23 protein-coding genes are annotated in these 26,638 nt (G+C 66.2%); 11 read left to right on the top strand and 12 right to left on the bottom strand.

Annotated features, from left to right (window positions below; translation table 11 throughout):
- Position 1 precedes the first annotated feature (1 nt).
- The 6 genes from A9J21_RS24000 to A9J21_RS23975 all read right to left on the bottom strand — a co-directional run bounded on the left by A9J21_RS24000 (position 2) and on the right by A9J21_RS23975 (position 5,210).
- Entirely contained in the window at positions 2–979 is a 978-nt protein-coding gene (locus A9J21_RS24000) for a nitronate monooxygenase family protein (protein WP_066739878.1), read from the bottom strand.
- 379 nt (positions 980–1,358) lie between these two features.
- On the bottom strand, positions 1,359–2,552 hold the full coding sequence (locus A9J21_RS23995; protein WP_066739876.1) for a class I SAM-dependent rRNA methyltransferase: 1,194 nt from the start codon (positions 2,550–2,552) through the stop codon (positions 1,359–1,361).
- A gap of 4 nt (positions 2,553–2,556) precedes the next feature.
- Positions 2,557–2,865 (bottom strand): DUF493 family protein, encoded by a 309-nt coding sequence (locus tag A9J21_RS23990; protein ID WP_066739874.1) that lies wholly within the window; start codon positions 2,863–2,865, stop codon positions 2,557–2,559.
- 31 nt (positions 2,866–2,896) lie between these two features.
- Entirely contained in the window at positions 2,897–4,102 is a 1,206-nt protein-coding gene (locus tag A9J21_RS23985) for a D-alanyl-D-alanine carboxypeptidase family protein (protein ID WP_066739872.1), read from the bottom strand.
- Positions 4,103–4,145: 43 nt separating this feature from the next.
- Positions 4,146–4,790 carry an alpha/beta hydrolase gene (locus tag A9J21_RS23980; RefSeq protein ID WP_066739871.1) on the bottom strand — a complete coding sequence of 215 codons (645 nt, stop codon included), beginning with the start codon at positions 4,788–4,790 and terminating at the stop codon, positions 4,146–4,148.
- A gap of 99 nt (positions 4,791–4,889) precedes the next feature.
- On the bottom strand, positions 4,890–5,210 hold the full coding sequence (locus tag A9J21_RS23975) for a ferredoxin (RefSeq protein WP_066739868.1): 321 nt from the start codon (positions 5,208–5,210) through the stop codon (positions 4,890–4,892).
- A gap of 460 nt (positions 5,211–5,670) precedes the next feature.
- On the opposite strand from A9J21_RS23975, the gene A9J21_RS23970 reads away from it, so the two are divergent.
- From A9J21_RS23970 to cmdF, 4 genes are all read left to right on the top strand, one after another.
- Complete coding sequence (locus A9J21_RS23970) at positions 5,671–6,960, top strand: dicarboxylate/amino acid:cation symporter (protein ID WP_066739917.1); 1,290 nt, start codon at positions 5,671–5,673, stop codon at positions 6,958–6,960.
- Positions 6,961–7,090: 130 nt separating this feature from the next.
- Entirely contained in the window at positions 7,091–9,100 is a 2,010-nt protein-coding gene (locus tag A9J21_RS23965) for a sensor histidine kinase (protein WP_066739865.1), read from the top strand.
- Between the two features lie 23 nt (positions 9,101–9,123).
- Complete coding sequence (locus tag A9J21_RS23960; RefSeq protein WP_066739915.1) at positions 9,124–10,446, top strand: sigma-54 dependent transcriptional regulator; 1,323 nt, start codon at positions 9,124–9,126, stop codon at positions 10,444–10,446.
- 188 nt (positions 10,447–10,634) lie between these two features.
- Positions 10,635–12,239, top strand: a complete 1,605-nt coding sequence (cmdF, locus tag A9J21_RS23955; protein WP_066739861.1) for a tyrosine 2,3-aminomutase — start codon at positions 10,635–10,637, stop codon at positions 12,237–12,239.
- A gap of 42 nt (positions 12,240–12,281) precedes the next feature.
- Here cmdF and A9J21_RS23950 read toward each other — a convergent pair whose 3' ends face one another.
- From A9J21_RS23950 to A9J21_RS23940, 3 genes are all read right to left on the bottom strand, one after another.
- The gene (locus A9J21_RS23950) at positions 12,282–14,393 is read right to left on the bottom strand and encodes an ATP-dependent helicase (RefSeq protein ID WP_066739859.1); all 2,112 of its coding nucleotides are present in this window, start codon (positions 14,391–14,393) and stop codon (positions 12,282–12,284) included.
- 162 nt (positions 14,394–14,555) lie between these two features.
- Positions 14,556–15,092, bottom strand: coding sequence for a TlpA disulfide reductase family protein (locus A9J21_RS23945; RefSeq protein ID WP_066739854.1), 537 nt, complete (start codon positions 15,090–15,092; stop codon positions 14,556–14,558).
- Positions 15,093–15,230: 138 nt separating this feature from the next.
- Positions 15,231–15,725, bottom strand: coding sequence for a thioredoxin fold domain-containing protein (locus A9J21_RS23940; RefSeq protein ID WP_066739851.1), 495 nt, complete (start codon positions 15,723–15,725; stop codon positions 15,231–15,233).
- Between the two features lie 233 nt (positions 15,726–15,958).
- Between A9J21_RS23940 and A9J21_RS23935 the strand changes: the two genes are divergently transcribed.
- A complete protein-coding gene (locus tag A9J21_RS23935; protein ID WP_066739848.1) occupies positions 15,959–16,495 on the top strand; it encodes a hypothetical protein in 537 nt (178 codons plus the stop codon).
- A gap of 91 nt (positions 16,496–16,586) precedes the next feature.
- On the top strand, positions 16,587–17,240 hold the full coding sequence (locus A9J21_RS23930; RefSeq protein ID WP_066739845.1) for a LysE family transporter: 654 nt from the start codon (positions 16,587–16,589) through the stop codon (positions 17,238–17,240).
- Between the two features lie 301 nt (positions 17,241–17,541).
- Here the strand turns inward: A9J21_RS23930 and A9J21_RS23925 are convergent, their stop codons facing one another.
- The 3 genes from A9J21_RS23925 to A9J21_RS23915 form a co-directional block, all read right to left on the bottom strand.
- On the bottom strand, positions 17,542–18,375 hold the full coding sequence (locus tag A9J21_RS23925) for a YEATS-associated helix-containing protein (RefSeq protein ID WP_066739842.1): 834 nt from the start codon (positions 18,373–18,375) through the stop codon (positions 17,542–17,544).
- Between the two features lie 11 nt (positions 18,376–18,386).
- Positions 18,387–19,925, bottom strand: coding sequence for a YifB family Mg chelatase-like AAA ATPase (locus A9J21_RS23920; RefSeq protein ID WP_066739836.1), 1,539 nt, complete (start codon positions 19,923–19,925; stop codon positions 18,387–18,389).
- 84 nt (positions 19,926–20,009) lie between these two features.
- Positions 20,010–20,273: an accessory factor UbiK family protein gene (locus tag A9J21_RS23915; RefSeq protein WP_066739835.1), complete on the bottom strand. Its 264-nt coding sequence runs from the start codon at positions 20,271–20,273 to the stop codon at positions 20,010–20,012.
- 521 nt (positions 20,274–20,794) lie between these two features.
- Here A9J21_RS23915 and A9J21_RS23910 point away from each other — a divergent pair.
- From A9J21_RS23910 to gshB, 5 genes are all read left to right on the top strand, one after another.
- A complete protein-coding gene (locus A9J21_RS23910; protein WP_066739833.1) occupies positions 20,795–21,601 on the top strand; it encodes a TorF family putative porin in 807 nt (268 codons plus the stop codon).
- Positions 21,602–21,665: 64 nt separating this feature from the next.
- Complete coding sequence (locus A9J21_RS23905; RefSeq protein ID WP_066739826.1) at positions 21,666–22,004, top strand: P-II family nitrogen regulator; 339 nt, start codon at positions 21,666–21,668, stop codon at positions 22,002–22,004.
- A 32-nt stretch (positions 22,005–22,036) separates the two neighbouring features.
- The gene (locus tag A9J21_RS23900) at positions 22,037–23,572 is read left to right on the top strand and encodes an ammonium transporter (protein ID WP_066739825.1); all 1,536 of its coding nucleotides are present in this window, start codon (positions 22,037–22,039) and stop codon (positions 23,570–23,572) included.
- A gap of 607 nt (positions 23,573–24,179) precedes the next feature.
- The gene (gene gshA, locus A9J21_RS23895; RefSeq protein ID WP_066739913.1) at positions 24,180–25,475 is read left to right on the top strand and encodes a glutamate--cysteine ligase; all 1,296 of its coding nucleotides are present in this window, start codon (positions 24,180–24,182) and stop codon (positions 25,473–25,475) included.
- A gap of 101 nt (positions 25,476–25,576) precedes the next feature.
- Positions 25,577–26,530, top strand: coding sequence for a glutathione synthase (gshB, locus tag A9J21_RS23890; protein ID WP_066739823.1), 954 nt, complete (start codon positions 25,577–25,579; stop codon positions 26,528–26,530).
- Positions 26,531–26,638 lie beyond the last annotated feature (108 nt).

The raw sequence follows: 26,638 nt of genomic DNA, 5'->3' as shown, positions 1-26,638 counted from the left end.
CTTATGCTACCAGCCCCAGCCGGGCACGCGCCGCGTCGTACTCGGCCTTCATGCGCGCCACGATCTCGCCGGCGGTCGGAATGTCGTGGATCTGGCCCACGCCCTGGCCGGCACCCCAGATGTCCTTCCAGGCCTTGGTCTTCGAGCTGCCGCTCGAAAAATCCATCTTGCTCTTGTCCGCCACGGGCAGGTCTTCGGGGTTCAGGCCCGAATTGACGATGCTCTCGCGGATGTAGTTGCCGTGCACGCCCGTGAACAGGTTCGTGTAGATGATGTCCGACGCGGCCGAGCTGGTGATCGACTGCTTGTACTCGGCGCTGGCATGGCCTTCCTGCGATGCGATAAAGCGCGTGCCCACATAGGCAAAGTCGGCGCCCATGGCCTGCGCGGCCAGCACCGCGTCGCCGGTGGCGATCGATCCCGACAGCGCGATCGGGCCGTCGAAGATCTTGCGCACTTCGCCCACCAGCGCAAACGGCGAAAGCGTGCCGGCATGGCCGCCGGCGCCGGCCGCCACGAGGATCAGGCCGTCCACGCCGGCCTCGATGGCCTTTTCGGCGTGGCGGATGTTGATGACGTCATGCAGCACGATGCCGCCATAGCTGTGCACCGCGTCGATCATTTCCTTGGGGGGCGCGCGCAGCGACGTGATGAAGATCGGCACCTTGTGTTCCACGCAGACCTTCACATCATGTTCCAGCCGCGCGTTGGAAGCGTGCACGATCTGGTTCACGGCGAGCGGGCCGACGGGCTTGCCGGGATTGGCGGCCTGGAACGACGCCAGTTCTTCCTGGATCTGCGTCAGCCATTCATCCAGTAGCTCGGCCGGGCGCGCGTTGAGCGCCGGGAACGACCCGACGATACCGGCCTTGCACTGCGCCAGCACCAGTTCCGGATAGCTGACGATAAACATCGGCGACGCGATGACGGGCAGGGCCAGGTTCTGCAGGGCTGGCGGAATATGTTTGGCGGCAGGCATGGAACAGTCTCCTCGGATCCGTCTGATGAAATGATGCGGACAAGCGGTGCAAAATGCACGGTCGTTCGATTATAGGGAGTTTCGCCTGCCGTGGCGCCATGGTAGAGCGCGGCCTCGGTGCTGCCCATTCAGGGGTTCGGCCGGGGCTGCAGCACCCGTGGCATCGCTGGCTCGCGCGGCGCACACGGCATGCGATGAACCAAAAAAAAGCCCCGCTGGGTTAGCGGGGCGATTACCACGAAGACTGATAAGAAGAGACGGTTCGACACCTGCCAATGCCTTACCGTGAGACGAATCTTAGGGGACGAATATGACCACCAGAAGGCAGTTCCGAGGCAATTCCGGAAAACCCGTAATCTGACGAATTTTCCGGCCCTGCCTAGATCTTTTCCAGCAGCAGGCCCTTCAGGTATTCGCCCTCGGGGAAGGCCGCCGACATCGGGTGATCGGTCCCTGCCGACAGGCGGCGCAGGATGCGTGCATCGGCGCGTGCATCGGTCGCGGCACCGGCCACGATCTTCTGGAACAGCTCCATGCTGATGGCACCCGAGCACGAGTACGTGAACAGCAGGCCGCCCGGGCGCAGCAGCTGCATGCCCACCAGGTTGATTTCCTTGTACGCGCGCGCGGCACGGTCGATATGCTGGGCCGACGGAGCGAACTTGGGCGGGTCCAGCACGATCAGGTCGAACTGGCGGCCCTCGGCGCGGAATTCGCGCAGCATCTTGAATACGTCGGCGTCGAGCCAGGTGGCGCGTTCGGGGTCGAAACCGTTCAGCGTCACATTGCTGGCTGCGATCTTGAGCGCGTCGCCCGACGAATCGATCGACGTCACCGATTTCGCACCGCCTCGCAGCGCGGCCAGCGAGAAGCCGCCCGTGTAGCAGAAGCAGTTCAGCACGTCGCGCCCTTCGGCCAGGTCGCCCACGAGCTTGCGGTTATCGCGCTGGTCGACGTAGAAGCCGGTCTTGTGGCCGTTGCGCACGTCCACGTAGTAGCGCACGCCGTGTTCGGTCACCGACAGTTGCGGATCGGGTTCGGCGCCGGCCAGCACGCCAGTGACCAGTTCCAGGCCTTCGCGCTGGCGCACGGCGGCGTCAGACCGCTCGTACACGTTCGGACAGCCGGTTTCCTTGACCAGCGCCTGTACCAGCGCATCTTTCCACTGCTCCACGCCCGCGGCGTTGAACTGGCACACCAGCTGGCCGGTCTCGCCCTGGCCGTAATAATCGACGATCAGGCCCGGCAGGCGGTCGGATTCGCCAAAGATCAGGCGCACCGCGCTGGTGTCGCTGACCCAGCGCTCGCGGTGCGCCAGCGCGGCCGACACGCGGCGCTTGAACATGGCATGGTCGACCGGCTCGTTTTCGTCGAACGTCCATACGCGCGCCCGGATTTGCGACTCGGGGCTGTAGGCGCCGCGCGCCAGGAAGCGGCCGTCCGCACTGCGGATGACCACGGTCGAGCCCGCCTCGCAGCGGCCTTCGGTGGAGGCAATGCCCGTGGCGTAGACCCACGGGTGGCGCCGCAGCAGGGATTTTTCCTTGCCGGGCTTCAGCGTGATGACATTCATGTGGTTACAGCACCACCTTGACCATCGGGTGCGACGTCAGCGCACGGTACACGTTGTCCAGGTGCTCGCGGCTCGTGACATACACGGTCACGGTCAGCCCCAGGTAGTTGCCGTTGCGCGACGGACGCATCTCCATCTTGCCGGCGTGGAAGTTGGGATCGAACTCCTGGATCAGCGTCACGATGGCCTCGGCAAAGCCGTCCTGCATGGCGCCCATGACCTTGATCGGGAATTCGCTCGGGTACTCGATCAGCGACTGCTCGGGCGGGATATCGCCCGGGATCAGCGGACCGTTGCTGGAATCTGTCGTCATCTTGCGTAACCTTGTGCGCGCTTGATTGCGCTTACTTGCGCTTGAACCAGAGGCGGATCGTATCCCACAGGCGGCCGAAGAAGCCGGCCTCCGGCACTTCCTCCAGTGCCACCACCGGGAACTCGCCCACCTTGTTGTTGCCGTCCATCAGCTTGACCGTGCCCACCTGCTGGCCCGCGGCGATGGGGGCGATCAGCAGTTCCTGGCGCTCCAGCACCGGCTTCAGGCGGCCGCCCGTGCCCTTGGGCACCGTCACGAACGTCTCGTTGGCGACGCCGATCTTCACGGTGCTGGCCTTGCCCTTGTAGATGTCGGGCGTTGCCAGGACCTGGCCCTTGTCGTACAGGCGCAGCGTGTCGAAGAACTGGAAGCCGTAGTTCAGGATCTTCAGGCTTTCCTGGGTGCGGATCTGCTCGGTGGCCGTGCCGATCACGATCGACACCAGGCGGCGCGAGCCATTCGGCACATTGGCCAGCGGGCGCTGGGCCGACGAGATCAGGCAGTAGCCGGCGGACTTCGTATGGCCGGTCTTCAGGCCGTCCACGGTCGGGTCGATGTACAGCAGGCGGTTGCGGTTGGGCTGCCTGATCTTGTTATAGGTGAACTCCTTCTGCGAGTACATTCCGTAGTACTCGGGGAAGTCCTTGATCAGGCGCGTGGACAGCGTGGCCAGGTCGACAGCCGTGGTGTAGTGATTCGGATCGGGCACGCCATCGGTGTTCGTGAAATGCGTGCCCTTCATGCCCATGCGCTGGGCCTCGCGGTTCATCATCGCGACGAAGCCGTCTTCGGAGCCGCCCACGGCCTCGGCCAGCGCCAGCGAGGCGTCGTTGCCCGACTGCACGATCAGGCCCATCAGCAGGTCGTTCACGCTGACCGGCTTGCCGGCCTCGATGAACATGCGCGACTCATCGCTTTTGACCTTGCGCACGATCTCGGTCGGCGTGATGGTCTGGTCCAGCGTCAGGCGCTTTTCCTTGAGCGCCTCGAATACCAGGTAGGCGGTCATCAGCTTGGTCAGCGACGCAGGCTCGATGCGCAGGTCGGCATTTTGCGACGCCAGGGCCTGGCCACTGGTCACGTCGTACAGCATCCACGACTTGGCGGCCACCTGCGGCATCGGCACGCCTTGTGCCAGGACGGCGGCGGGGGCGGCGGCAAGCACGGTGGCAAGCGTCGCGGCTACGGCGACGGGAGCAAGGGCGGATGCGAAATGCGGCGTGGCTCTGTTCAGCATGGGTAGTGTTCCAACAATAAAGGGATGGCGCGGACGGGACGGTTCACCGTTCCCACGCGTTGACGACAAGCTGCTTGATCAGGTGCAGCTTGCGGTGAAAAAAGTGGTCGGCGCCAGGAATGACGATGACCGGCAGTTCCTGCGGACGGGCCCAGTCCAGCACGCTGGACAGCGGCACGGTGTCGTCCTGTTCGCCATGGATCACGATGGTGTCGGCCGGCACGGCAGCCACTTCCCAGCGGCTGGTGGCCGTGCCCACCAGCACCAGCCGCTGCGCGGGCGTGCCCGCTTCGGCCAGGCGGCGCGCCACGTGCGTCTGCACGAAGCTGCCGAACGAGAAGCCGCCCAGCGCCAGCGGCAGCGCGGCCACCTCGGGCGACCACGCGGTCTGCGTGCGCATCCAGTCGATCACGGCCAGCAGGTCGTCCTGCTCTCCGATGCCCTGGTCATGCTCGCCGGCCGTGCCGCCCACGCCGCGGAAGTTCGGCCGCACCGTGGCGTAGCCCAGCGCGACGAACGTGCGCGCCAGCGTCTGCGCCACCTTGTTGTCCTTGGTGCCGGCAAACAGGGGGTGGGGGTGTGCCACCAGCGCCAGGCCACGCACCGGCTCGTTCTGCGGCAGATCGATCGAGATGTCGATGGCGCCGACGGGGCCGGCGATGGTGGTGACCTGGGTATGCGCGTTCATGGCGAGGGAGCAGGAAAATACGGCGACAAAAACAGCACGTCAAAAGCAGCACAACAAAAAACCGGGCATCAGGCCCGGCGCGGCCCGGCGGGTACCGGATCAGCGATCGACCATCAGGCGTTCAACGGGTTTGCCGTGAATCAGATGGCTGTCGATGATCTCGTCGATGTCCTGCTCGTCGACGAAGGTGTACCAGACGGCCTCGGGGTAGACCACCAGCACCGGCCCGAGTTCACAACGGTTCAGGCAGCCGGCCTTGTTGATGCGCACGCGGCCTTCGGCGCCGGAGATGCCCAGCTCCTTGCAGCGCTTCTTGGCGTATTCCTGCATCGCCTTGGCATTGTGGTCGGCGCAGCAGGCCTTGCCGTCGTCGCGCTGGTTCAGGCAGAAGAAAACGTGGTGTTTGTAGAAGCTGCTCATGGCGGCGAACTGGACTGCGTGGCGCCAGACCCGGTAATGCGGGCGGCTGGCGCGGCATGAATCTAGGAAGCTCGGAATTATACGTGGTCGCGCCCCCCGTTCCGCGCGGCGGCGCTGCCCGGAATTCCGGAAATCCCGATGCGCCGGGCCGGCCGGCCGGTGCCCTGGCCGCCGGAAATGGTCCTCCGGATGGCGATCGCGGCACTTTTCGGGCCGAAATTCGCCGGCAGGCGTCCGAATTCCCGGAGGCACCGATTCCGGATTTCCGGAATCCCGGAGCCATCCGCAGGCCTTCCGCAGAGACTTTCCTTGCAAATCAATGACTTGGCGTCGCCATGGCCCGTGGCACGGCTGTTGCAAATAGTTACTTCCAGACGCGCCGCCCGTGGTTTCGGGCCAGGCGTGCAACGTGGGCGCCTACCGAGCGCCCGGCACCGGTCAAAACACCGAGGAAGACATCATGAGGAAACCCTTTTACAAGATCCTGTACGTGCAGGTCCTGTTCGCGATTGCCGTGGGCATCCTGCTGGGTCATTTCGCGCCGGCTACCGGCGTGGAAATGAAGCCGCTGGGCGACGCGTTCATCAAGCTGATCAAGATGATCATCGGCCCGATCATCTTCTGTACCGTGGTGTCCGGCATTGCCGGCATGCGCGACATGAAGAAGGTTGGCCGCGTGGGCGGCAAGGCGCTGCTCTACTTCGAGATCGTGTCCACGTTCGCGCTGCTGATCGGCCTGCTGGCGTCGCACGCGCTGAAACCCGGCGTGGGCTTCAACATCGATCCGGCCACGCTGGACACCAAGACGATCTCGCAGTACGTGTCGAAGGCCCACGGCCAGAGCACGGTCGAGTTCTTCATGCACATCATCCCGGACACGATCTTCAGCGCGTTCGCCAATGGCGACATCCTGCAGATCCTGCTGGTATCGCTGTTCTTCGGCTCGGCCCTGGCCATCATCGGCGATCGCGCACAGATCATCCACGACATGGTTGACCAGGTGTCGAAGGTGTTCTTCCACATCGTGCACGTGATCACCAAGGTGGCCCCGATCGGCGCGTTCGGCGCCATGGCCTTCACGATCGGCAAGTACGGCCTGGGCTCGCTGATTCCGCTGCTGAAGCTGATCGGCACGTTCTACTTCACCGCCATCGTGTTCGTGCTGGTGGTGCTGGGTACCGTGGCGCGCCTGACCGGTTTCTCGATCATCCGCTTCGTCGCGTACATCAAGGAAGAGCTGCTGATCGTGCTGGGCACCAGTTCGTCGGAAGCCGCGCTGCCGCACCTGATGGAGAAGATGGAAAAGCTGGGCTGCTCGAAGTCGGTGGTTGGCCTGGTGGTGCCTACCGGTTACTCGTTCAACCTGGACGGCACCAACATCTACATGACGATGGCCGTGATCTTCATCGCGCAGGCGACGAACATCGAACTGACGCTGATGCAGCAGCTGACCATCCTGGCCGTGGCAATGGTGACGTCCAAGGGCGCCAGCGGCGTGACCGGTTCCGGCTTCATCACGCTGGCGGCCACGCTGGCCGTGGTGCCGACCATCCCCGTGGCCGGCATGGTGCTGATCCTCGGTATCGACCGCTTCATGAGCGAATGCCGCGCGCTGACCAACATCGTCGGCAACGGCGTGGCCACCGTGGTGGTGTCGGCCTGGGAACGCGAGCTTGACCGCGCCCGCCTGAACCGCGTACTGCGTGGTGGTGGCGATGACAGCGTCGAACTCGCCGACGCCAGCGCCTGACATGGCTGGGCAGGTGCCCGGCGACCCGCTGGACGGCGTCGCGGGCACCGCTCCGTATTCCCCCGCTGGCACCGCAGCCCCCCCGGGCGGCCAGCGGGTATCATCGGCGCCAGAGCTTTCGCGCGCGCCGATGCCCCATTCCGACGATTTCCTTGCCGTGCATGACCCCGCACCGCCTGACTCCGTGCATGCGCCGGAGAACAGTTCGCGCTGGTGGGGCTTTGCCATTGCGCTGCTGGCCGGGCTGCTGGTGCTGTGTACGCTGACCTGGCTGCTGTCGGTGCAGCGCGGCATCGTCGCGTTGCAGCAGTCCACCGCCATGCGTGCGGACCGGTACGCGGGCACGCTCGAATCCACGCTCGACCGCTACGAATTCCTGCCTGCGCTGGTGTCGCTGCACCCGTCCGTGCGTGCGCTGCTGGCGTCGCCGCAAGACCCGGCACGCATTGCCGCCGTCAATGACTACCTGGTGGAGGTCAACCGGCGCGCACGGGCATCCGCCACCTACGTGATCGCGGCGAACGGCCTGGCGCTGGCCGCCAGCAACCATGGCGAGCCGGGCAGCTTCGTGGGCACCGACTACCGCTTCCGTCCGTACTTCCAGATGGCCTCGCGTGGCGAGGTGGGCCGCTTCTATGCCATTGGCGTCACCAGCGACGAGCCGGGCTACTACATCGCCCAGCCGATCGAGGCGGGCGGCAAGGTGATCGGCGTGACGGTGGTGAAGCTGAACCTGGAATGGTTCCAGCGCGCCGGCTCGGGCCGGGGCGAGCCGCTGATGGTGTCCGACGACCATGGCGTGATCTTCCTGTCGTCGGTGCCGGGCTGGCAGTACCGCACGCTGCGGCCATTGCCGCCCGACCTGCAGGCCGAGCTGCACCGCACGCGCCAGTACCATGACGTGGACGTCACGCCGCTGCCGATGCACTCGCTGACATCGCCCGTCATGCGCTGGCTGGCCGACAACACGCTGTCCGACGGCCAACGGCTGGTGCGGGTGGGGCCGACCGACCGGCGCGACGGCGATGGCGCGCCAGACGGCGTGGATGGCGCCGGACTGCACTTCGGGCTGCCCGACGCCAGTGGCGACCGCTATCTGGAGATCAATCGCTCCGTGGGGCCGGCGGGCTGGAACATGCAGGTGATGGCGCCGCTCGACCCGGTGCTGGCCAATGCCCGCAGCGCGACCATCGGCGCCGCGCTGGCATATGCCTGCATCTGCCTGCTGCTGGTGAACCTGCGCCAGCGCCGCCAGCGCGCCCGCGACATGCTGTACAGCCGCCGCCTGCTGGAGGCCGCCTACGACGAACTGGAGCGCCGCGTCGAAGCGCGCACCGCCGACCTGATGGCGATCAACGAACAGCTGGAAGGCGAGGTGGCCGAGCGCACGCGCGCCGAGGGCGAACTGCGCGCGACCCAGGACGAACTGGTGCAGGCCAGCAAGCTGGCCGCGCTGGGCCAGATGGCGGCGGGCATCACCCACGAACTGAACCAGCCGCTGGCCGCGCTGCGCACGTTTTCAGACAACACCCGCGTGCTGCTGGAACGCGGCCAGCTCGATGCGGCAACGGGCAACCTGTCGGCCATCGCCGACCTGACCGAGCGCATGGGCAAGATCACGGGCCAGCTCAAGCTGTTCGCCGGCAAGGCGCGCCAGCGGCGCAACGCCGTGCGCGTGCGGGCGGCCATCGACCACGTGCTGCAGCTGATCGCCCCGCGCCTGGGCCAGGTGATGCTGCGCGTGCGCGGGCTGGACGGCGAGGCCGCCGATCTGGCGGTCTGGGCCGACGAACTGAAGCTCGAACAGGTGCTGCTGAACCTGGTGGGCAATGCGCTGGACGCCATCGCCGCCGAAGGCAAGGCCGATGGCCGGGTGGAAATCGGCGTCGCCGCCACCGAGGAGCAGGTGCGCATCGCGGTGCGCGACAATGGCACCGGGATTGCGCCGGATGCATTGCCGCGCCTGTTCGAGCCGTTCTATACGACCAAGGAAATCGGCCAGGGCCTGGGGCTCGGGCTGGCTATCTCGTCGTCGATCGTGCGCGAATTCGGCGGCCAGCTCGTGGCCGGCAATGCCGAAGGCGGCGGCGCGGAGTTTGTGGTGACGTTGCGGCGGGCGCGCCAGCCCGTGGCGGCGTGATGAGGAAAAGCGAAATGATTGCGATGCAAGACGGACTGCGCGTGCTGTTTGTCGAAGACGAACCGCTGGTGCGCCAGGCCACCGCGCAGAGCCTGGAACTGGCCGGCTTCGCGGTGCTGGCGCTGCCATCGGCCGAGGCCGCGATGCCGCACCTGAGCGCCGACTTTCCGGGCGTGCTGGTGACCGATGTGCGCCTGGGCGGCGCGTCGGGCCTGGACCTGCTGCACCACTGCCGCAACGTGGCGCCGGGGCTGCCGGTGATCCTGGTGACCGGACATGGCGATATTACGATGGCGGTGCAGGCGATGCGCGAGGGCGCCTACGACTTCATCGAGAAGCCGTTCGGCGCAGACCGCCTGACCGACACCGTGCGCCGGGCGCTGGAACGCCGCGCGCTGGAACTGGAAAACGTGGCGCTGCGCCGCGAATTGGCCGGCCCGGCAGCGGGCACGCGCATCATCGGACGGTCGCCCGCCATGGCGCAGGTGCGCGACCTGATCGCCAACGTGGCCGAAACCGACGTGCCGGTGATGATCAACGGCGAGACCGGCACCGGCAAGGAACTGGTGGCGCGCAGCCTGCACGCGCTGTCCACGCGCCGCGACGCGCCGTTTATCGCGCTGAACTGCGGCGCGGTGCCGGAATCGATCTTCGAGAGCGAGATGTTCGGCCACGAGGCCGGCGCGTTCACCGGTGCGGGCAAGCGCCGCATCGGCAAGCTCGAACATGCGTCGGGTGGCACGCTGTTCCTGGACGAGATCGAGAGCATGCCGCTGGCGCTGCAGGTGAAACTGCTGCGGGTGCTGCAGGAAGGCACGCTGGAGCGGCTGGGCTCGAACGCGTCACTGCCGATCGACGTGCGGATCGTCGCCGCCGCCAAGGGCGACATGGAGTCGCTGGTGGCGCAGGGCACGTTCCGGCAGGATCTGCTGTACCGGCTCAACGTGGTGACGATTCCGCTGCCGCCATTGCGCGAGCGCCGCGAGGACATCGTGCCGCTGTTCGAGCACTTCATGCTGGTGGCCGCCGTGCGCTACCAGCGGCCCGCGCCGATCCTGTCCGAGATGCAGCGTCAGCAACTGATGCAGCGCCCGTGGCCCGGCAACGTGCGCGAACTGCGCAACGCGGCAGACCGGCTAGTGCTGGGCGTGCCCGAAGGGGGCCACGCCGGCAAGGCCGAAGGCGGCGACGAATCGATCCCGCTGCGCGAGCGGATGGAGCGCTACGAGCGCGCCGTGATCGCCGATACGCTTGCGCGCACCGGCGGCGCCGTGAGCCAGGCCGCCGACCTGCTGCAGGTGGGCAAGGCGACGCTCTACGACAAGATCAAACGCTACGGACTGTAACGGCTGCAGCGGGACGAATCGGGGCTCGGTACACTCAGGCCCGGCCCCCTTCCCAGGCCCTTCTGCCGCCATGCGGGAGAGGGGAGAACCCAAGTGCATATCAGACGCTGGTGGTTTGCGCCCCTTTCCCGTGCGTGGGAGAGCGGCGGGGGAAAGGGCAAGCGCTTCCACAGCTACCGTCCCGACCCATGCCCCACGCCGCCCATCCCGCCGCCATCGACGGCTATCACCTGCGCCCCGATGCTGTTGCCGCCATCGCCCATGGCAAGTTGACCGCGCAAGTGCCGGCCGACGTGCTCGACAAGGTGCGTGACGCCCGCGCCCGCTTCGAGCAGGTGGCCGCCACCAACGTGCCGATCTACGGTGTGTCCACCGGGTTTGGCGAACTCGTCCACAACTGGGTGGATATCGAGCATGGGCGCGCCTTGCAGGAAAACCTGCTGCGCAGCCATTGCGCCGGGGTGGGGCCGTTGTTCACGCGCGATGAAGTGCGGGCGATGATGGTGGCGCGCGCCAACGCGTTGTCGCGAGGCTATTCGGCGGTGCGTCCCGTGGTGATCGAGCAACTGCTCAAGTACCTGGCGGCCGGCATCACGCCGGCCGTGCCGCAGGTGGGGTCGCTCGGTGCCAGTGGCGACCTCGCGCCACTGTCGCACGTTGCCATCACGCTGATCGGTGAAGGCAAGGTGCTGACTGCCGACGGCGGCACGGCACCCACCGCGGAGGTGCTGCAGGCGCATGGCATTGCGCCGGTCACACTGGCGTACAAGGAAGGGCTGGCGCTGATCAATGGCACATCGGCCATGACCGGAGTGTCGTGCCTGCTGCTGGAAACGTTGCGTGCGCAGGTCCGGCAGGCCGAAGCCATCGCGGCGCTGGCGCTCGAAGGCCTGTCGGCATCGGCCGATGCCTTCATGGCACACGGCCACGACATCGCCAAGCCGCACCCCGGCCAGGTCAGCTCCGCCGCCAACCTGCGCGCGCTGCTGGCCGGCTCGACGCGGCTGGCCGGCCACGACACGCTCAGCGCCGAGATGAAGCAGCGCGCCGGCGACGAAAAGAACACCGGCACTGGCGTATTCATCCAGAAGGCCTACACGCTGCGCTGCATTCCGCAGGTGCTGGGCGCCGTGCGCGATACGCTGGACCACTGCGCCACCGTGGTGACGCGCGAACTCAATTCATCGAACGACAATCCGCTGTTCTTTGACGATGACTCGTTGTTCCATGGCGGCAATTTCCATGGTCAGCAGGTGGCATTCGCGATGGACTTCCTGGCTATCGCCGCCACGCAACTGGGTGTGATGGCCGAGCGCCGCCTGAACCGGCTGCTGAGCCCGCACCTGAACAACCGCCTGCCGGCGTTCCTGGCCGCCGCCAACGAAGGGCTGTCTTGTGGCTTCGCAGGCGCCCAGTACCCGGCCACGGCACTGGTGGCCGAGAACCGCACCATCTGCAGCCCGGCCAGCATCCAGAGCGTGCCGTCGAACGGCGACAACCAGGACGTGGTCAGCATGGGCCTGATCTCGGCCCGCAACGCGCGCCGCATCCTCGACAACAACCAGTACATCCTGGCGCTGGAACTGCTGGCCGCCTGCCAGGCCGCCGAACTGGCGGGCGCCGTCGAGCACCTGTCGCCAGCCGGCCGCGCCGTGTTCGGCTTCGTGCGCGGGCACGTGCCATTTCTGGACATGGACCGCTACATGACCGACGAGATCGAGCGCGTGGCCGCGCTGCTGCGCGATGGAGCGCTGGTGGAGGTGGTGCGCCAGGCGGGGGTGGAGCTGGTCTAGTTCAGGCGCCGACCTCGCTTCGCGGATCTGGAGGCCGGTCTCCTACTTCCACATGTTGCGCATGCGGGTGGCGAGATCAACCTGCGGCAGCGCCGGCCTGGCCTGTTGCCCTTCGCCCGGCATCGGCGGGGGCGGCCAAGACCGGCTGTAGAAATTCGGCATCACGCGGTTCGGCAGGAAGCGCGTGCGCGACGCGTAGACGTGGCGGTCGCCAAAGCCTACCTGGTTGTGGACGTAGAACCGCTGCGGGACGATCACGTCGAGGTGGTCGCGCGCACGCGTCATCGCCACGTAGAGCAGGCGGCGTTCCTCCTCGATTTCCTCGGTGGTGCCGGTCGCCAGGTCAGACGGCATGCAGCCGTCCACGGCATTGAGCACGTACACGGCCTTCCATTCCTGGCCCTTGGCCGAATGGATGGTCGAGAGGATCAGGTAGTCCTCGTCGCGCGACGGCACGCCGGATTCGTCGCTCGATGCGCTCGGCGGGTCGAGCGTCAGCTCGGTCAGGAAGCGCTCGCGCGACGCATAAGTGGCGGCAATACGCTCGATCTGCTGCAGGTCGGCCTGACGCGCGGCGGCGTCGTCGTGCATGCGTTCCAGATGCGGCACGTACCACGCCACCACCTGTTCGAACTCGGAAGGCCACGGCGACGTGGGCGCCATCAGCGTGCGCGCCAGCGTCAGCAGGTCGTCCCATGCAGGGGCGGCGGCGGGCGGGGCTTCGAACGCCTCGAGCGCCACCAGCGGCTCGGTGGCGGCTTCCAGCCCTTCGAGTACGCGGGCGGCGGTTTTCGGGCCGATGCCGGGCAGCAACTGCAGCGTGCGGAAGCCGGCCATGCGGTCGCGCGGGTTTTCCAGCCAGCGCACCACGGCCATCACGTCCTTCACGTGCGTCGATTCCAGGAATTTCAGGCCACCGAACTTCACGAACGGGATATTGCGGCGGGCCAGTTCGATCTCGACCTGCGCGCTATGGTCGGCCGCGCGGAACAACACCGCCTGATGCATCAGCGCCAGGCCAGATTCGCGCCGCGCCAGCACCTGTTCCACGACAAAGCGCGCCTGGTCGGCTTCGTCGTTGACCACCACCACGCCGGGCTTTTCGGCCGACTCGCGCAGTGACCAGAGGTCCTTGGTGAACCGCTCGGCCGCCAGGCCGATCACCGCGTTGGCGGCCTGCAGGATCGGCTGCGTGGAACGGTAGTTCTGCGACAGCGTGACCTGTTCGGCCGCCGGCGTGAACTGCGTCGGGAAATCGAGGATGTTGCGCACGGTGGCGCCACGGAAGGCGTAGATCGACTGCGCGTCGTCGCCCACCACGGTCAGGCCGCGCCCCTGCGGCTTCAGCGCCAGCAGGATCGACGCCTGCAGCGCATTGGTGTCCTGGTACTCGTCGACCAGCACGTGGTCGAAGCGCGCACCCATGTCCTGCGCCAGCGCCGGTTCGGTCATCGCCTGCGCCCAGTAGAGCAGCAGGTCGTCGTAATCGAGCACCTGCTGCTTCTGCTTGGCCTCCACATAGCCGGCGAACAGCGCCCTGAGCGCATCGGCCCACATCGCGTAGCGCGGGAACTGCGTCTTGAGCACCACCTCGATCGGCAACTGGGTGTTGACCACGCGCGAATAGATGGACAGGCAGGTTTCCTTGCGCGGAAAGCGCGACGCCTGCTCGGATAGCCCCAGGTCATGCCGCACCACGTGCATCAGGTCGGCCGAATCGCCCCGGTCGCTGATCGTGAAGCTCGGAGCCAGGCCCAGCGTCTCGGCATACTCGCGAAGCAGGCGGGCGCCAATGGCGTGGAACGTGCCCGACCACTGCAGCGCCGCCCGCCCGGCACCGGACTGGATGCCGAGCGCCTGGTCGACGATGCGTTCGACGCGGCGGCCCATCTCGGATGCCGCGCGGCGCGAGAACGTCAGGAGCAGGATGCGGCGCGGATCGGCGCCGCCCACCACCAGGTGCGCAACGCGGTGCGCCAGCGTATTGGTCTTGCCCGAGCCCGCACCGGCAATGATCAGCAGCGGCGCGGCGCCCGCGTACTCCACGGCGGCGCGCTGCTCCGGATTCAGCTTGGACAGGTAGGCGGCCGCATCGACCGCGTCCTGGGCGAGGTCGGCGGGCACGTCGGCTTCAGGGGCGAGATCCGGTAGCACAGCGGGAATGGCAGAGGGCAGGGATTGAGAAAATTCTGGCGCCCACTGTATATCCATACAGCTTCGACTGGCAAGCCGGACGTTGCCGCGCGGCGTTCGGCCAACAAAAAAGGTGCCGCATGGGCACCTTTTCGAGCGGTTCCGGCAGGAACGGGCGTGGAATCAGGCCGCGCTTGCCAGCGCACCGTCCAGCAGCTTGTGCAGCGCATCCCACTCGGGCTCGCCCACGTAGCGCTTCAGGATCTTGCCATTCTTGTCGACCACGAAGGTCGTCGGCGTGAGCTGGACATCGCCAAACGCCTTGGCGGCCGTGCCGTCCGAATCCATCGCCACCTTGAACGGCAGTTCACGCGTCTTGGCGTAGTTCGCCACGTACATCGGCGGGTCATAGTTCATGGCGACGGCCACGAATTCCAGGCCCTTGTCCTTGAACTGCTTGTAGGTGTCGATCATCTGCGGCATTTCCTTGACGCAGGTGGCGCAGCTGGTGGCCCAGAAGTTGACCAGGTAGACCTTGCCCTTCAGGTCGGCCGTACTGACCTTCTGGCCCGACAACAGCGTAAAGGTGGCGTCGGGCACCTTGCTGGCCGGCGACATGGCGCGATAGCCGAAGAAGCCGAGCAGGGCGACGATCACGACCGCAACGGCGATCGGCCAGAGCTTGCGCGGGGAAGTTGCGGAAGTAGCAGTGTTGGACATGGGATTACGGTACCGGGACAGCCATCGGACAACGGCTATTCTACTGCGGGCGCCGGAGGCCGGCACCCGTGCTGGACAAGCGCGCCGCCGCTGCGGCAATTCGTCGCAATTTGTTCAATATTGGGCCTGATGCTTCGCTTACCGCGATGTGCCGGATCGGGCGGCCACCCTGGCGCGGGCCTCGTCGATGGCCTGTTCCAGATAGGCACCATAGAAATCGGGCTGCATACCGCGCAGGGGCTGGGCCAGGTTGCGGCCGAGGGGGTCCAGGAACAGCACGGTCGGCGCCACCGAGATGTTGTGGGCCTGCGCCCAGCGTTTGGCGGTGGTCATGGTGCCGTCGACATCCCGGATCGGCGTGTCGGCCGTCATGTCGATTTCCCGCGCTGTAATGTCGCCGGACGCCACCTGGGGCCCCAGGTAGTTGCGGCGCACAGTCTCGCAGTACGTGCAGCCGGGCAGGCTGACCAGCACCACCAGCGGCTCGCCCTGTTTGGCCGCGGCGGCTGATTGGGCGCCGACATCGGTGACAGGCGGCAGGTGCGCGGTGGCCGCCGCGGCGCCGAAGCTGGCGAGTACGGCCAGGCTGGCAAGCCAGGGCGCGGCAAGGCGGGGCAGGGAACGGAAGGGCATGGTCACCTCACGGGAAACGGCCGGCGCATGGGGGCAAGGCAGCCACAGGAGCCAAAGCGGCGATGAAAGTCACCCTTGGGGCATGCGTGGGGGCGCGGCTTCCCGGATAATACCGGCTTGCGCACGAATGCGCCCCCATTCCGATGCCCCCGACCACGCTCCGCCCCCGTTCGTCCAGTTCGCCCCGTCTCGGACTGTTTCGCCCCGGTCATTGCCTGCTGCCGCTGCTTGCCATGTTGTGGCTGTCGCTTGCGGGCTGCTCGCCGCGCTATGACTGGCGAACCATCGTCTCGAGCGACGGCAAGTACGCTGCACTGTATCCGGCCAAGCCGACCAGCGCCGCGCGCGATGTATCGATTGCCGGCCACAAGCTGCCGATGACCATGGAGGCCGCGAACATCGACGGTACGCTATTCGCGGTGGGCGTGGTCACGCTGCCCAGCGACGATGCCGCGCTGCGCCGCGAGGCCATGGACGCCATGCAGGCGGGGCTGATTGCCAACCTTGGCGCGCACCCCGACGCGCCGGCCCGGTCGCGACAGATCACGGTGATGTCGGCGGCCCAGCCGCCCGTGCCGCTTGACGGCGTGGAACTGTCGGTGGCCGGCGTGTCGCCTCAGGACAAGGCCCCCCGCCGGCTGACCGCGCGGCTGGTGGCGTCGGGCGCCCACGTGTACCAGGCTGTGGTGCTGGAAGCCGGCGACGCCGCCCGCGATACGCGCCAGGCCGAACAGGTCGACCAGTTCCTGACCGGGTTCCACCCGTTCTGATTTCGTGTTTCGCCGTGACTGACTTGATGGATCGATCGCTCCAAACAGCTTTGATCCGCTTTGAACCGTTGTTAACTCCAGGAGTGCAGTGATGCGTTGGGAAGTGTGGCTGGCCTATTTTGCCGCGTGCTGGGTGATCGCCGTTTCGCCAGGCTCGGGTGCGGTGCTGTCGATGAGCCATGGCCTGTCTTATGGCCTGAAGAAGACGTCGACCACGATCCTGGGCCTGCAGACCGGCCTGGTCATCATCCTGCTGGTCGCCGGAGGCGGCCTGGGCGCGCTGCTGCTGGCGTCCGAGGAAGCGTTCCTGATCGTCAAGACGATTGGCGCGATGTACCTGATCTACCTGGGCGTCCAGCAATGGCGCGCCAAGGTCGAGACCGGTCCGCAGGATGGCGCCAGCGGCCCGCCCGGCGCGGTACGCGTGTCCACCATGAGCCGTCGGCGACGCTTTGCCACCGGCCTGCTGACCAATGTCACCAATCCCAAAGGCATCATCTTCATGGTCGCGGTGCTGCCGCAGTTCATCGACCCGGGCCATCCGCTGGGCGTGCAGCTGGCGATCCTGGCCGCCACGATGTGCTTTGTCGACCTGATCGTGATGCACGGCTACGCGCTGCTGGCGTCGCGCATGCAGGGCCTGTTCCGCAACGCGCGCGCCGTGCGCTGGCAGAACCGGTTCTTCGGCGGCGTATTGGTCGCAGTGGGCACGGCGCTGTTTTTTGTGCGCCGGCATCACACCTGAATCGACGATGGCGGCCTGAACGGCTGGCGTAGTGCGGCAGCGTTTGCTTCAATGGGGAGTGACCCGGCGTATATGGAGCCCCAGATGCACGATGTCGACCTGACTGCCCACCGCGAACCCCCTCCCGACGAGCCGCCCCCGCCCGGCTTTCCGGCAGACCAGCCTCCCATCGAGGAGCCGCCCCCGCCGCCGCTGGAACCACCAGTGTGAAATGAATGACAAAGGCCCGCGCAAGTTCAACGCGGGCCTTTCTTCTTTCTTCTCTGGGCACTGCATGCTTAGTGGGTCGGAGGGGTGTCGCTCATGAGGCTTTCCTTTCGAACGTTGAGACAAGGGCGGAGAATTCTGGATCGTTGCGCACGCGCTCAAGATCGTTCTCGGACGCGAGTGCAGCAATGAGCCAATCGCGTTGGCTCGAGGTGGCACAGTGCCACGCTCGCAGCAGCAGGGGTTTGATCTGGATAAATGGCGTGTCGACTAGCGCGCGATAACAGGCGGCGTTGAACAGCCAGCTAAACACTTCGGTTCCCTCCAGCGCCAGTGCGCGATCAATGGCGCCCACCGCCTCTGCTGGCCGGTGAAGGCGCTTGAGACAGTAGGCGCGCCATGCCTGGCAGCCCGCGTGATCGGGGTCGGTGGCCAGAACACGGTCAGCTGCCGCAAGGGCATCTGCATACTGGTTGTTGTCCACCAGCTGCATGACTTTCCACATGGCCACGGCGCGATTGTTCGCGCGATGCGCGTGATCCGTTGCACTTCGTGCCGTCCGCGCGGCCGTCTTCGCAATGGCCTTCGCCTCACGCGATATCCTGAGGGCCCGGCGGCCCACTGAATCGATGAACTGTTGCGCAAAATATGCCGCTGCGACGCAAAAGCCGATCAGTACGAAGAGCTTTTCCGGGTGCTCTCTGGTTTGCGCAATCAGGGCGCTCGAAATCGAATTCAGGAACATTGGCACAAGAAACGCCGCGGCAACGCCCACGACGGCGCTGGCTATCCAGCCGGGCTCCTCTGTTTTGGCGCGCCACTGTATGAAACGCGCAATGCCACCGCCGACCCCGGAGAGCAAGATGGTCGCGAAGACAATCCACCACCAGAGTTCGGCAAACCATTCAAATGCACTAAGAGTAGTCATTGTTCATTTTCCTATCCCGTCCGCAACACCCGCCGATACTGGATGGCTTCCGCCACATGCGTGGCGTTCAGCACCTCGGTGCCTTCCAGGTCAGCGATGGTGCGGGCCACTTTCAGCACCCTGAAGTACGCACGTGCCGACCAGCCCAGCTTGTCCATCGCGCCGCGCAGCAGGGCCTGCGCGGGGTGGTCGAGCGGGCAGTGGGTGTCGATGGCGCGGCCGGACAGTTCGCAGTTGGGCGTGCCCTGGCGCGCAAGCTGGCGGTCGCGCGCTGCCACGGCGCGGGCGCGGACGGCTTCGCTCGGTTCGCCAGGCGGGCCGTCCAGGATTTCGCGCTGACCCTGGGCCGGCACCTCGATCTGCAGGTCCACGCGGTCGAGCAGCGGGCCTGAAATGCGCGACTGATAGCGCTGCACCTGATCTGGCGTACAGCGGCACATGCGGGTGGGATGGCCCAGGTAGCCGCACGGGCACGGGTTCATGGCCGCGATGAACTGGAAGCGGGCGGGGAAGTCGATCTGCGCCGCCGCGCGTGAGATCGTGATATGGCCGGTTTCCAGCGGCTCGCGCAGGACTTCCAGCACCCGGCGTTCGAACTCTGGCAATTCGTCTAGAAACAGAACGCCATGGTGGGCCAGCGAGATTTCCCCGGGGCGCGGGTTGCCGCCGCCGCCCACCATTGCGGGCCCGCTTGCGGTGTGATGGGGGCTGCGGAACGGCCGCCGGCCCCATTGCGATGGCTGGAATCCGCCCGGTGTCAGGCTCAGCACGGCGGCGGCATCGAGCGCCTCGGCCTCGGTCATCGGCGGCAGCAGCCCCGGAAAGCGCTGTGCGAGCATCGACTTGCCGGTGCCCGGCGGGCCCACCAGCAGCACGGAATGCTGGCCGGCCGCGGCCACTTCCATGGCGCGCCGTGCCTGAAGTTGCCCGCGCACATCGCGCATGTCCGGCGCATCGCCCGCATCGGCCACCCGCTGCGGCGGCCGGGCGCGCCGTAGCGCCTGCTCCGGCAGCAGTCCCACGTGATGGCACACCTCGCGCAGCGTGGCGCCGGCGTGCACCGCCAGATCTTCCACCAGAGCGGCCTCCGGGCCGTTTTCCAGCGCCACGATGAACGCGCGCGCAGGCTGGCCGGCGGCCAGCCGTGCGCGGTTGTCGCGCGCCAGGCCCATCGCCATTGCCAGGGCGCCGCGCACCGGCCGCAGGTCGCCGGCCAGGGACAGCTCGCCGGCAAATTCGAACGCATCGAGCCCGTCGACCGGCAACTGGCCGCCGGCCGCCAGGATGCCCAGCGCGATGGCCAGGTCGAAGCGCCCCGATTCCTTCGGCAGGTCGGCCGGGGCCAGGTTGACGGTGATGCGCCGGTTCGGGAATTCGAAGTCGCTGTTGAGCAGCGCCGCCCGCACGCGCTCGCGGCTTTCGCGCACTTCGGTATCGGCCAGGCCGACGATATTGAACGCCGGCAGGCCGTTGGCAAGATGGATCTCCACCGACACGGGCGGCGCGTCGATGCCGTTCAGGGCACGGCTGCGCAAGACAGCAAGGCTCATACGTTTGCGGATTTGTTAAAGAAAAAGGCCACCGGGATACGGTGGCCTTTGTGGCGATGCGGGTAGGCGGCTGGCGCCTGCGGGTCATACCCCGGTCGATGGCGGCGGATTGACGCCGGCACGGGCTTCGAGTGCCGCCACGCGGGCTTCCAGTTCCTCCAGCCGTGCGCGGGTACGCGCCAGCACCTGCGATTGCACGTCGAACTCCTCGCGCGTGACCAGATCCAGGCGCGCAAAGCCCTGGGTCATCATGCTGCGCACGTTTTTCTCGATGTCCTTGGCCGGCGAATTGCGCAGCGCCTCGCTGACCTTCTGCTGCAGGTCGTTGAAGAGATCGGTCGGTTTCATGGTGAAGCTCCTGTTGTGACCAATTTGGATCGTTCGGGTCAGGCCGCGCCGGGCACGCACCCGCCAGGCGTCCGGCTTGTGGCGATCCGGCCAGTCATGCACCGCATTGGGGCGATGACCTGTGGCGTCCGGCACACCGGTCTGGCAGGGCGATGCACCTGACTGGGGCGTATCGCGCCGCGCCATCTCCGGGCGGCCCGCTTGCTCCCCTATACGCCAAGCACGCAGCACTTGACCCTTCATGACGCGGATTATGGCGCTTCGGCGCCCGCCATGAAAGCTCTGACAAGGGCTGGTCACATCTTTTAACGCTTTTCGGGGGTGTCGGCGGGTACCGCCCGCCATCCCTTCGTGTGGTTCCGGGGCCTCGCCGGGGCCGATGCCGGCGTGCGCCGGGACAGGGCGGGGCAGCTGGCACGGCAGTTGCAGTACTGGTTGCCAGGAGCGTCAAGACCACAAAGCAATAAAGCAGATCCCTTAAAACGAGCCCACGAAGATTTCAAGGAAAAGGAGAGAACCAGATGAAGACGTCGAGCCTCGCAGTCAGCGCCGCTGCGGTCCTGTTCAGCCTGGCAGCCCCGGTGGCGTTCGCGCAGACCGCCCCGGACGCCGCCGCGCCTGCAGCAGCCGCACCCGCCGCCGAGCCGGCATCGCCCCACACGTTCAGCGCCAACGTGTCGCTGGTGTCTGACTACCGCTATCGCGGCATCAGCCAGACCAACCTGCGTCCGGCCATCCAGGGCGGGTTCGACTATTCGCACGAGAGCGGTTTCTACGTCGGCAACTGGAACTCGAGCATCAGCTGGCTCGAGGATTCGGACTCGTCGGTCTCGGCACCCGTGGAAATGGACTTCTACGGCGGCTTCAAGAACAAGTTCGCGGTGGGCGGCGAGGAATTCAACTACGACGTCGGCGTGCTGCAGTACTACTACCCGGGCGGCTACACGACCACCCGCCCGTACACCACCGAACTCTATGCCGGCATCGGCTGGGGCCCGGTGTTCCTGAAGTACTCGCACGCGGTGACCAACCTGTTCGGCATCGACGACAGCAAGAACAGCTACTACGTCGACCTGTCCGCCAATGTGCCGCTGAATTTCTGGGACCTGACCCTGAACGCGCACGTGGGCTACCAGGGCGTGACGCATCACAGCGACGCGTCGTACACCGACTGGAAGATCGGCCTGACCAAGGACCTGGGCAAGGGCTTTGCGCTGTCGGTGGCCTATGTGGACACCAACGCCAAGGAGTCGTTCTACACCAGCGCCAACCGTGGCCGCTACCTGGGCAAGGCAGCCGCCTGGGCATCGATCACCAAGACTTTCTAACTCAAACAGCACACATCCCAGCCGGGCGGCCTGAACCCATCGGGCTGTCTCAAGGAGAATCCCAATGAAACTGATCATTGCAGTCATCAAGCCGTTCAAGCTCGACGAGGTGCGCGAAGCGCTCTCGGACGTGGGCGTGTCGGGCATCACGGTCACGGAGGTCAAGGGCTTTGGCCGCCAGAAGGGCCATACGGAGCTCTATCGCGGCGCCGAATACATCGTCGACTTCCTGCCCAAGGTGAAGATCGAGGTGGCGGTGCCGGACGACGTGGTGGAACGCGCCATCGAGGCCATCGAGAAGTCGGCCCGCACCGGCAAGATCGGCGACGGCAAGATCTTTGTCGCCCCGGTTGAACAGGTCATCCGCATCCGCACCGGCGAGACCGGCGGCGACGCGCTGTGACAACAGAACTACGAGAGACAGAGGTTAGACCCATGAAAACCTGGTTCAAGCGATTCCTGACGGCTGGCGCGATGACGCTGGCGCTCGGCACGGCCGGCCTCGGCCTGTCCACCCATGCCGTGGCGCAGGACAAGCCCGCCGCCGAGGCCTCGGCTCCCGCAGCGGCCACCGCCCCCGCAGCGGCCCCGGCTGCAGCGGCAGCCGCTCCCGCAGCTGCAGCGCCGGCCGAAGCCGCGCCTGCCGCCGCCCCGGCCCCCGTGCCCAACAAGGGCGATACCGCCTGGCTGCTGGTGGCTACGGCGTTCGTGATCCTGATGACGCTGCCTGGCCTGGCGCTGTTCTACGGCGGCCTGGTCCGCTCGAAGAACATGCTGTCGGTGCTGATGCAGTGCCTGGTGATCTTCTCGCTGGTGGCGATCCTGTGGGCCATCTATGGCTACAGCTTCGCGTTCACCGAAGGCAACGCGTTCTTCGGCGGCACAGACCGGCTCTTCATGAAGGGCCTGAACGTCGACGCCGTGACGGCCACCTTCAGCAAGGGCGTGGTGATCCCGGAACTGGTGTTCTTCGCGTTCCAGTGCGCATTTGCCTGCATCACCTGCGGCCTGATCATCGGCGCCTTCGCCGAGCGCGCCAAGTTCTCGGCCGTGCTGGTGTTCGTGGTGCTCTGGTTCACGTTCGCCTATATCCCGATGGCCCACATGGTCTGGTTCTGGCCGGGTCCGGACGCCTACACCGACGCCGCTGCCGCAACCGCAGCCACGGCCAAGGCTGGCTGGCTGTTCCAGAAGGGCGCGCTTGACTACGCCGGCGGTACGGTGGTGCACATCAACGCCGCCGTGGCGGGCCTGGTGGGTGCCTTCATGTTCGGCAAGCGCATCGGCTTCGGCCGCGAGGCGATTCGTCCGCACAGCCTGACGTTCACGATGGTGGGCGCCTCGCTGCTGTGGTTCGGCTGGTTCGGCTTCAACGCCGGTTCGGGCCTGGAAGCCAACGGCGGTGCCGCGCTGGCCTTCGTCAACACGCTGCTCGCCACCTGCGCCGCCGTGCTGGCCTGGACCTTCGGTGAGTGGATCGGCAAGGGCAAGCCGTCGATGCTGGGCGGTGCCTCGGGTGCCGTGGCTGGCCTGGTGGCGATCACCCCGGCCGCCGGCTTCGTCGGCCCGATGGGCTCGATCGTGATGGGCCTGGTCGCTGGCCTGCTGTGCCTGTGGGGCGTTACCGGCCTGAAGCGCATGCTGGGCATGGACGATTCGCTGGACGTGTTCGGCGTGCACGGCGTGGGCGGTATCGTCGGCGCGCTGCTGACCGGCGTGTTCGCGGCTCCGAGCCTGGGCGGCGTGGGCATCTACGACTACGTGGCCAACAAGGTTGCCGACGACTATTCGATCGCCGGCCAACTGTGGATCCAGTTCGAAGGCGTGCTGACCACGGTGGTGTGGTCGGGCGTGGTGGCCCTGGTGGCCTACAAGCTGGTGGACATGCTGATTGGCCTGCGCGTGCCGGAAGAGGAAGAGCGCGAAGGCCTGGATATCACCTCGCACGGCGAAACGGCCTATGAAGGTTGATATCCACAACAGAGTTGTGCTGGAGAGCTGATTGGGAATCTTCTCTCAGGAGTTTTGCCCCGGCCTTGCGCCGGGGCTTTTTTCTTGTCGGTGGGGTGAAATGTGTGTGTGACTGCTGACCAACATTCCGCGCTGCGGAACCGCCTGGAAGGCGCGCCCACGGTGGGACAAGGGCTCCCGGCCTTATTCGCAGGGTGCTTAAATCGGATCTTAAAAAGTCTCAATTGTATTTAACGGGGTGGACGCATAGAGTGCCACTGAGGCAGTTTCCTCCACCTGCAGAACGCTCCCCGTATCTGTCAGGCCATTTGAAAGCGCGGCACCACGCCGCGCTTTTTTTTTGCCTTTTTGTCCTTGACCGCCCCTGGCCGCCCCTGACCGCCCTTTGCCGCCCTTTGCCGCCCTTTGCCGCCCCTTGCCGCCCCTTGCCGCCCCTTGCCCCACGCGTTACGGCGCGTGCCGCCGCCGGGGTTTGAAAACCGCCGATCAGCCCCATATGCCCATCCCCGGCCAGGCTCCGTATAAGGTTATACAAGGCGAGCCTGCAGCCCGATAGCCGTTCCCTTACAATCGGGGCGGACAATAAAGCTGATTCCTTAGGATGGATATGGTCCCGCATCTCATCACCGCGCTGAACGGTCCGCTGCTCGAACTGGAAAAGAAGATCCTGGACGCCACCCCGTCCATCGAGCGCTGGTTCAGGCTGGAATGGCAGGAACATACCCCGCCGTTCTACTGTTCCGTCGACCTGCGCAACGCTGGCTTCAAGCTGGCCCCGGTCGACACGAACCTGTTCCCGGGCGGCTTCAACAACCTGGCGCCCGAGATGCTGCCGCTGGCCGTGCAGGCCGCGATGGCCGCGATCGAGAAGATCTGCCCGGACGCCAAGAACCTGCTGCTGATCCCCGAACGCCACACCCGCAACATGTTCTATCTGCAGAACGTGGCGCGGCTGTCGCTGATCATGCGCCAGGCCGGCCTGAACGTGCGGCTGGGCTCGCTGTCCGAGGAAATCACCGAACCGACCCCGATCGAGCTGCCCGACGGCCAGACGCTGGTGGTCGAGCCGCTGGCGCGGCTGGGCACCAAGGGCCGCCGCCTGGGGCTCAAGGACTTCGATCCCTGCTCGATCCTGCTCAACAACGACCTCTCGGCCGGCATTCCGCCGATCCTGGAGAACATCAACGAGCAGTACCTGTTGCCGCCGCTGCATGCGGGCTGGTCCACGCGCCGCAAGAGTAGCCACTTTGCCGCCTATGACGAAGTGGCCAAGAAGTTTGCCAAGCTGATCGATATCGATCCGTGGATGGTGAACCCCTACTTCGCACGCCAGTCGGGCGTGAACTTCCACGAGCGTATCGGCGAGGAGGAACTGGCCGATTCCGTGGAGGGCGTGCTCAAGAAGATCGCCAAGAAGTACCGCGAATACGGCATCAAGGAAACGCCGTACGTGGTGGTCAAGGCCGACGCCGGCACCTACGGCATGGGCATCATGACCGTGCGCGATCCGTCCGAGATCAAGGGCCTGAACCGCAAGGAACGCAACAAGATGAGCGTCGTGAAGGAAGGCCTGGAGGTCTCCGACGTCATCATCCAGGAAGGCGTGCACACGTTCGAGAAGGTCAACGAGGCCGTGGCCGAGCCAGTGGTCTACATGATCGACCGCTATGTGGTGGGCGGCTTCTACCGCGTGCATACCGGCCGCGGCAACGACGAGAACCTGAACGCGCCGGGCATGCATTTCGTGCCGCTGGCGTTCGCCCCGAACGGCATTCCGGACAGCCACGCCAAGCCCGGCGCGGCCGTGCCGAACCGCTTCTACATGTATGGCGTGGTGGCCCGCCTGGCGCTGCTGGCGGCCTCGGTGGAGCTTGAGAAGACCGATCCCAACCCGATCCTCTGACCGGCGGCGCTGCCGCCGCCTGTCACGCACGCCCCCGGTCCGGCAGGGTTGATCGAAACCCGCCGGACGCTTTTCACCTGACGCCATCGCGACGAGCCATCATGCGCATCCTTTTCATCACCGACCCGCTGGAAACCTTCAAGACGTACAAGGATTCCACCTACGCCATGATGACCGAGGCGGCGGCGCGCGGGCACGAGTTGTTCTTCTGCCTGCAGTCGCAGGTGTCGCTGTCGTCCGGCGTGGTCGAGGCCGTGGCGCGTCCGCTGGCGCTGCTGGACGATGCGCACGACTGGTTCCGCCTGGGCGAAGCCGCGCTGCTGCCCCTGGCGACGTTCGATGCGGTGCTGATGCGCAAGGATCCGCCGTTCGACATGGAATACGTCACCAGCACCTGGCTGCTGGAACTGGCAGAAAAACAGGGTGCGCGGGTGTACAACAAGCCGCAGGCCATCCGGGACCATTCCGAGAAGCTGGCGATTGCCCAGTTCCCGCAGTTCGTCACGCCGACGCTGGTCACGCGCGACGCGGGCCGTATCCGCGCCTTCCACGCCGAACACAAGGACATCATCGTCAAGCCGCTGGACGGCATGGGCGGGATGGGCATCTTCCGCGTGGGGGCCGATGGCATGAACCTGGGGTCGATCGTCGAGACGCTGAGCGACAACGGCGCCCGCACGCTGATGGTCCAGCGCTACATTCCCGAAATCAAGGCGGGCGACAAGCGCATCCTGCTGATCGGTGGCAAGCCGGTGCCGTATTCGCTGGCGCGTATTCCGCAGGGCAGCGAGATCCGCGGCAACCTGGCCGCCGGCGGCGTGGGCAAGGCCCAGGAACTCAGTGCGCGCGATCGCGAGATCGCCGAGACGCTGGCACCGGGGCTGTGGAAGCAGGGCCTGCTGCTGGTGGGGCTGGACGTGATCGGCGACTACCTCACCGAGGTAAATGTGACGAGTCCGACCTGTTTCCAGGAAATCACGCAACAGACCGGCTTCAACGTGGGCGCGATGTTCATCGACGCACTGGAAGAGGCCGTAGCCAGCGACCGCCGCTGAGGCCGCTGAGGCCGCAGGCAGGGCAGGGCACGCCGGGATTGATGCGAAGGCGCCACAGTCCCGGGTGGGCGCGCAAACACGGGGAGAGGCCGCAAGGCTGCCTGCTAC

The sequence above is a fragment of the Cupriavidus sp. D384 genome (assembly GCF_001652915.1).
Taxonomy (GTDB): Bacteria; Pseudomonadota; Gammaproteobacteria; order Burkholderiales; family Burkholderiaceae; genus Cupriavidus.
The sequence above is the reverse complement of the archived record's forward strand: the minus strand, read 5'-3'. Positions and strand labels throughout refer to the sequence as shown.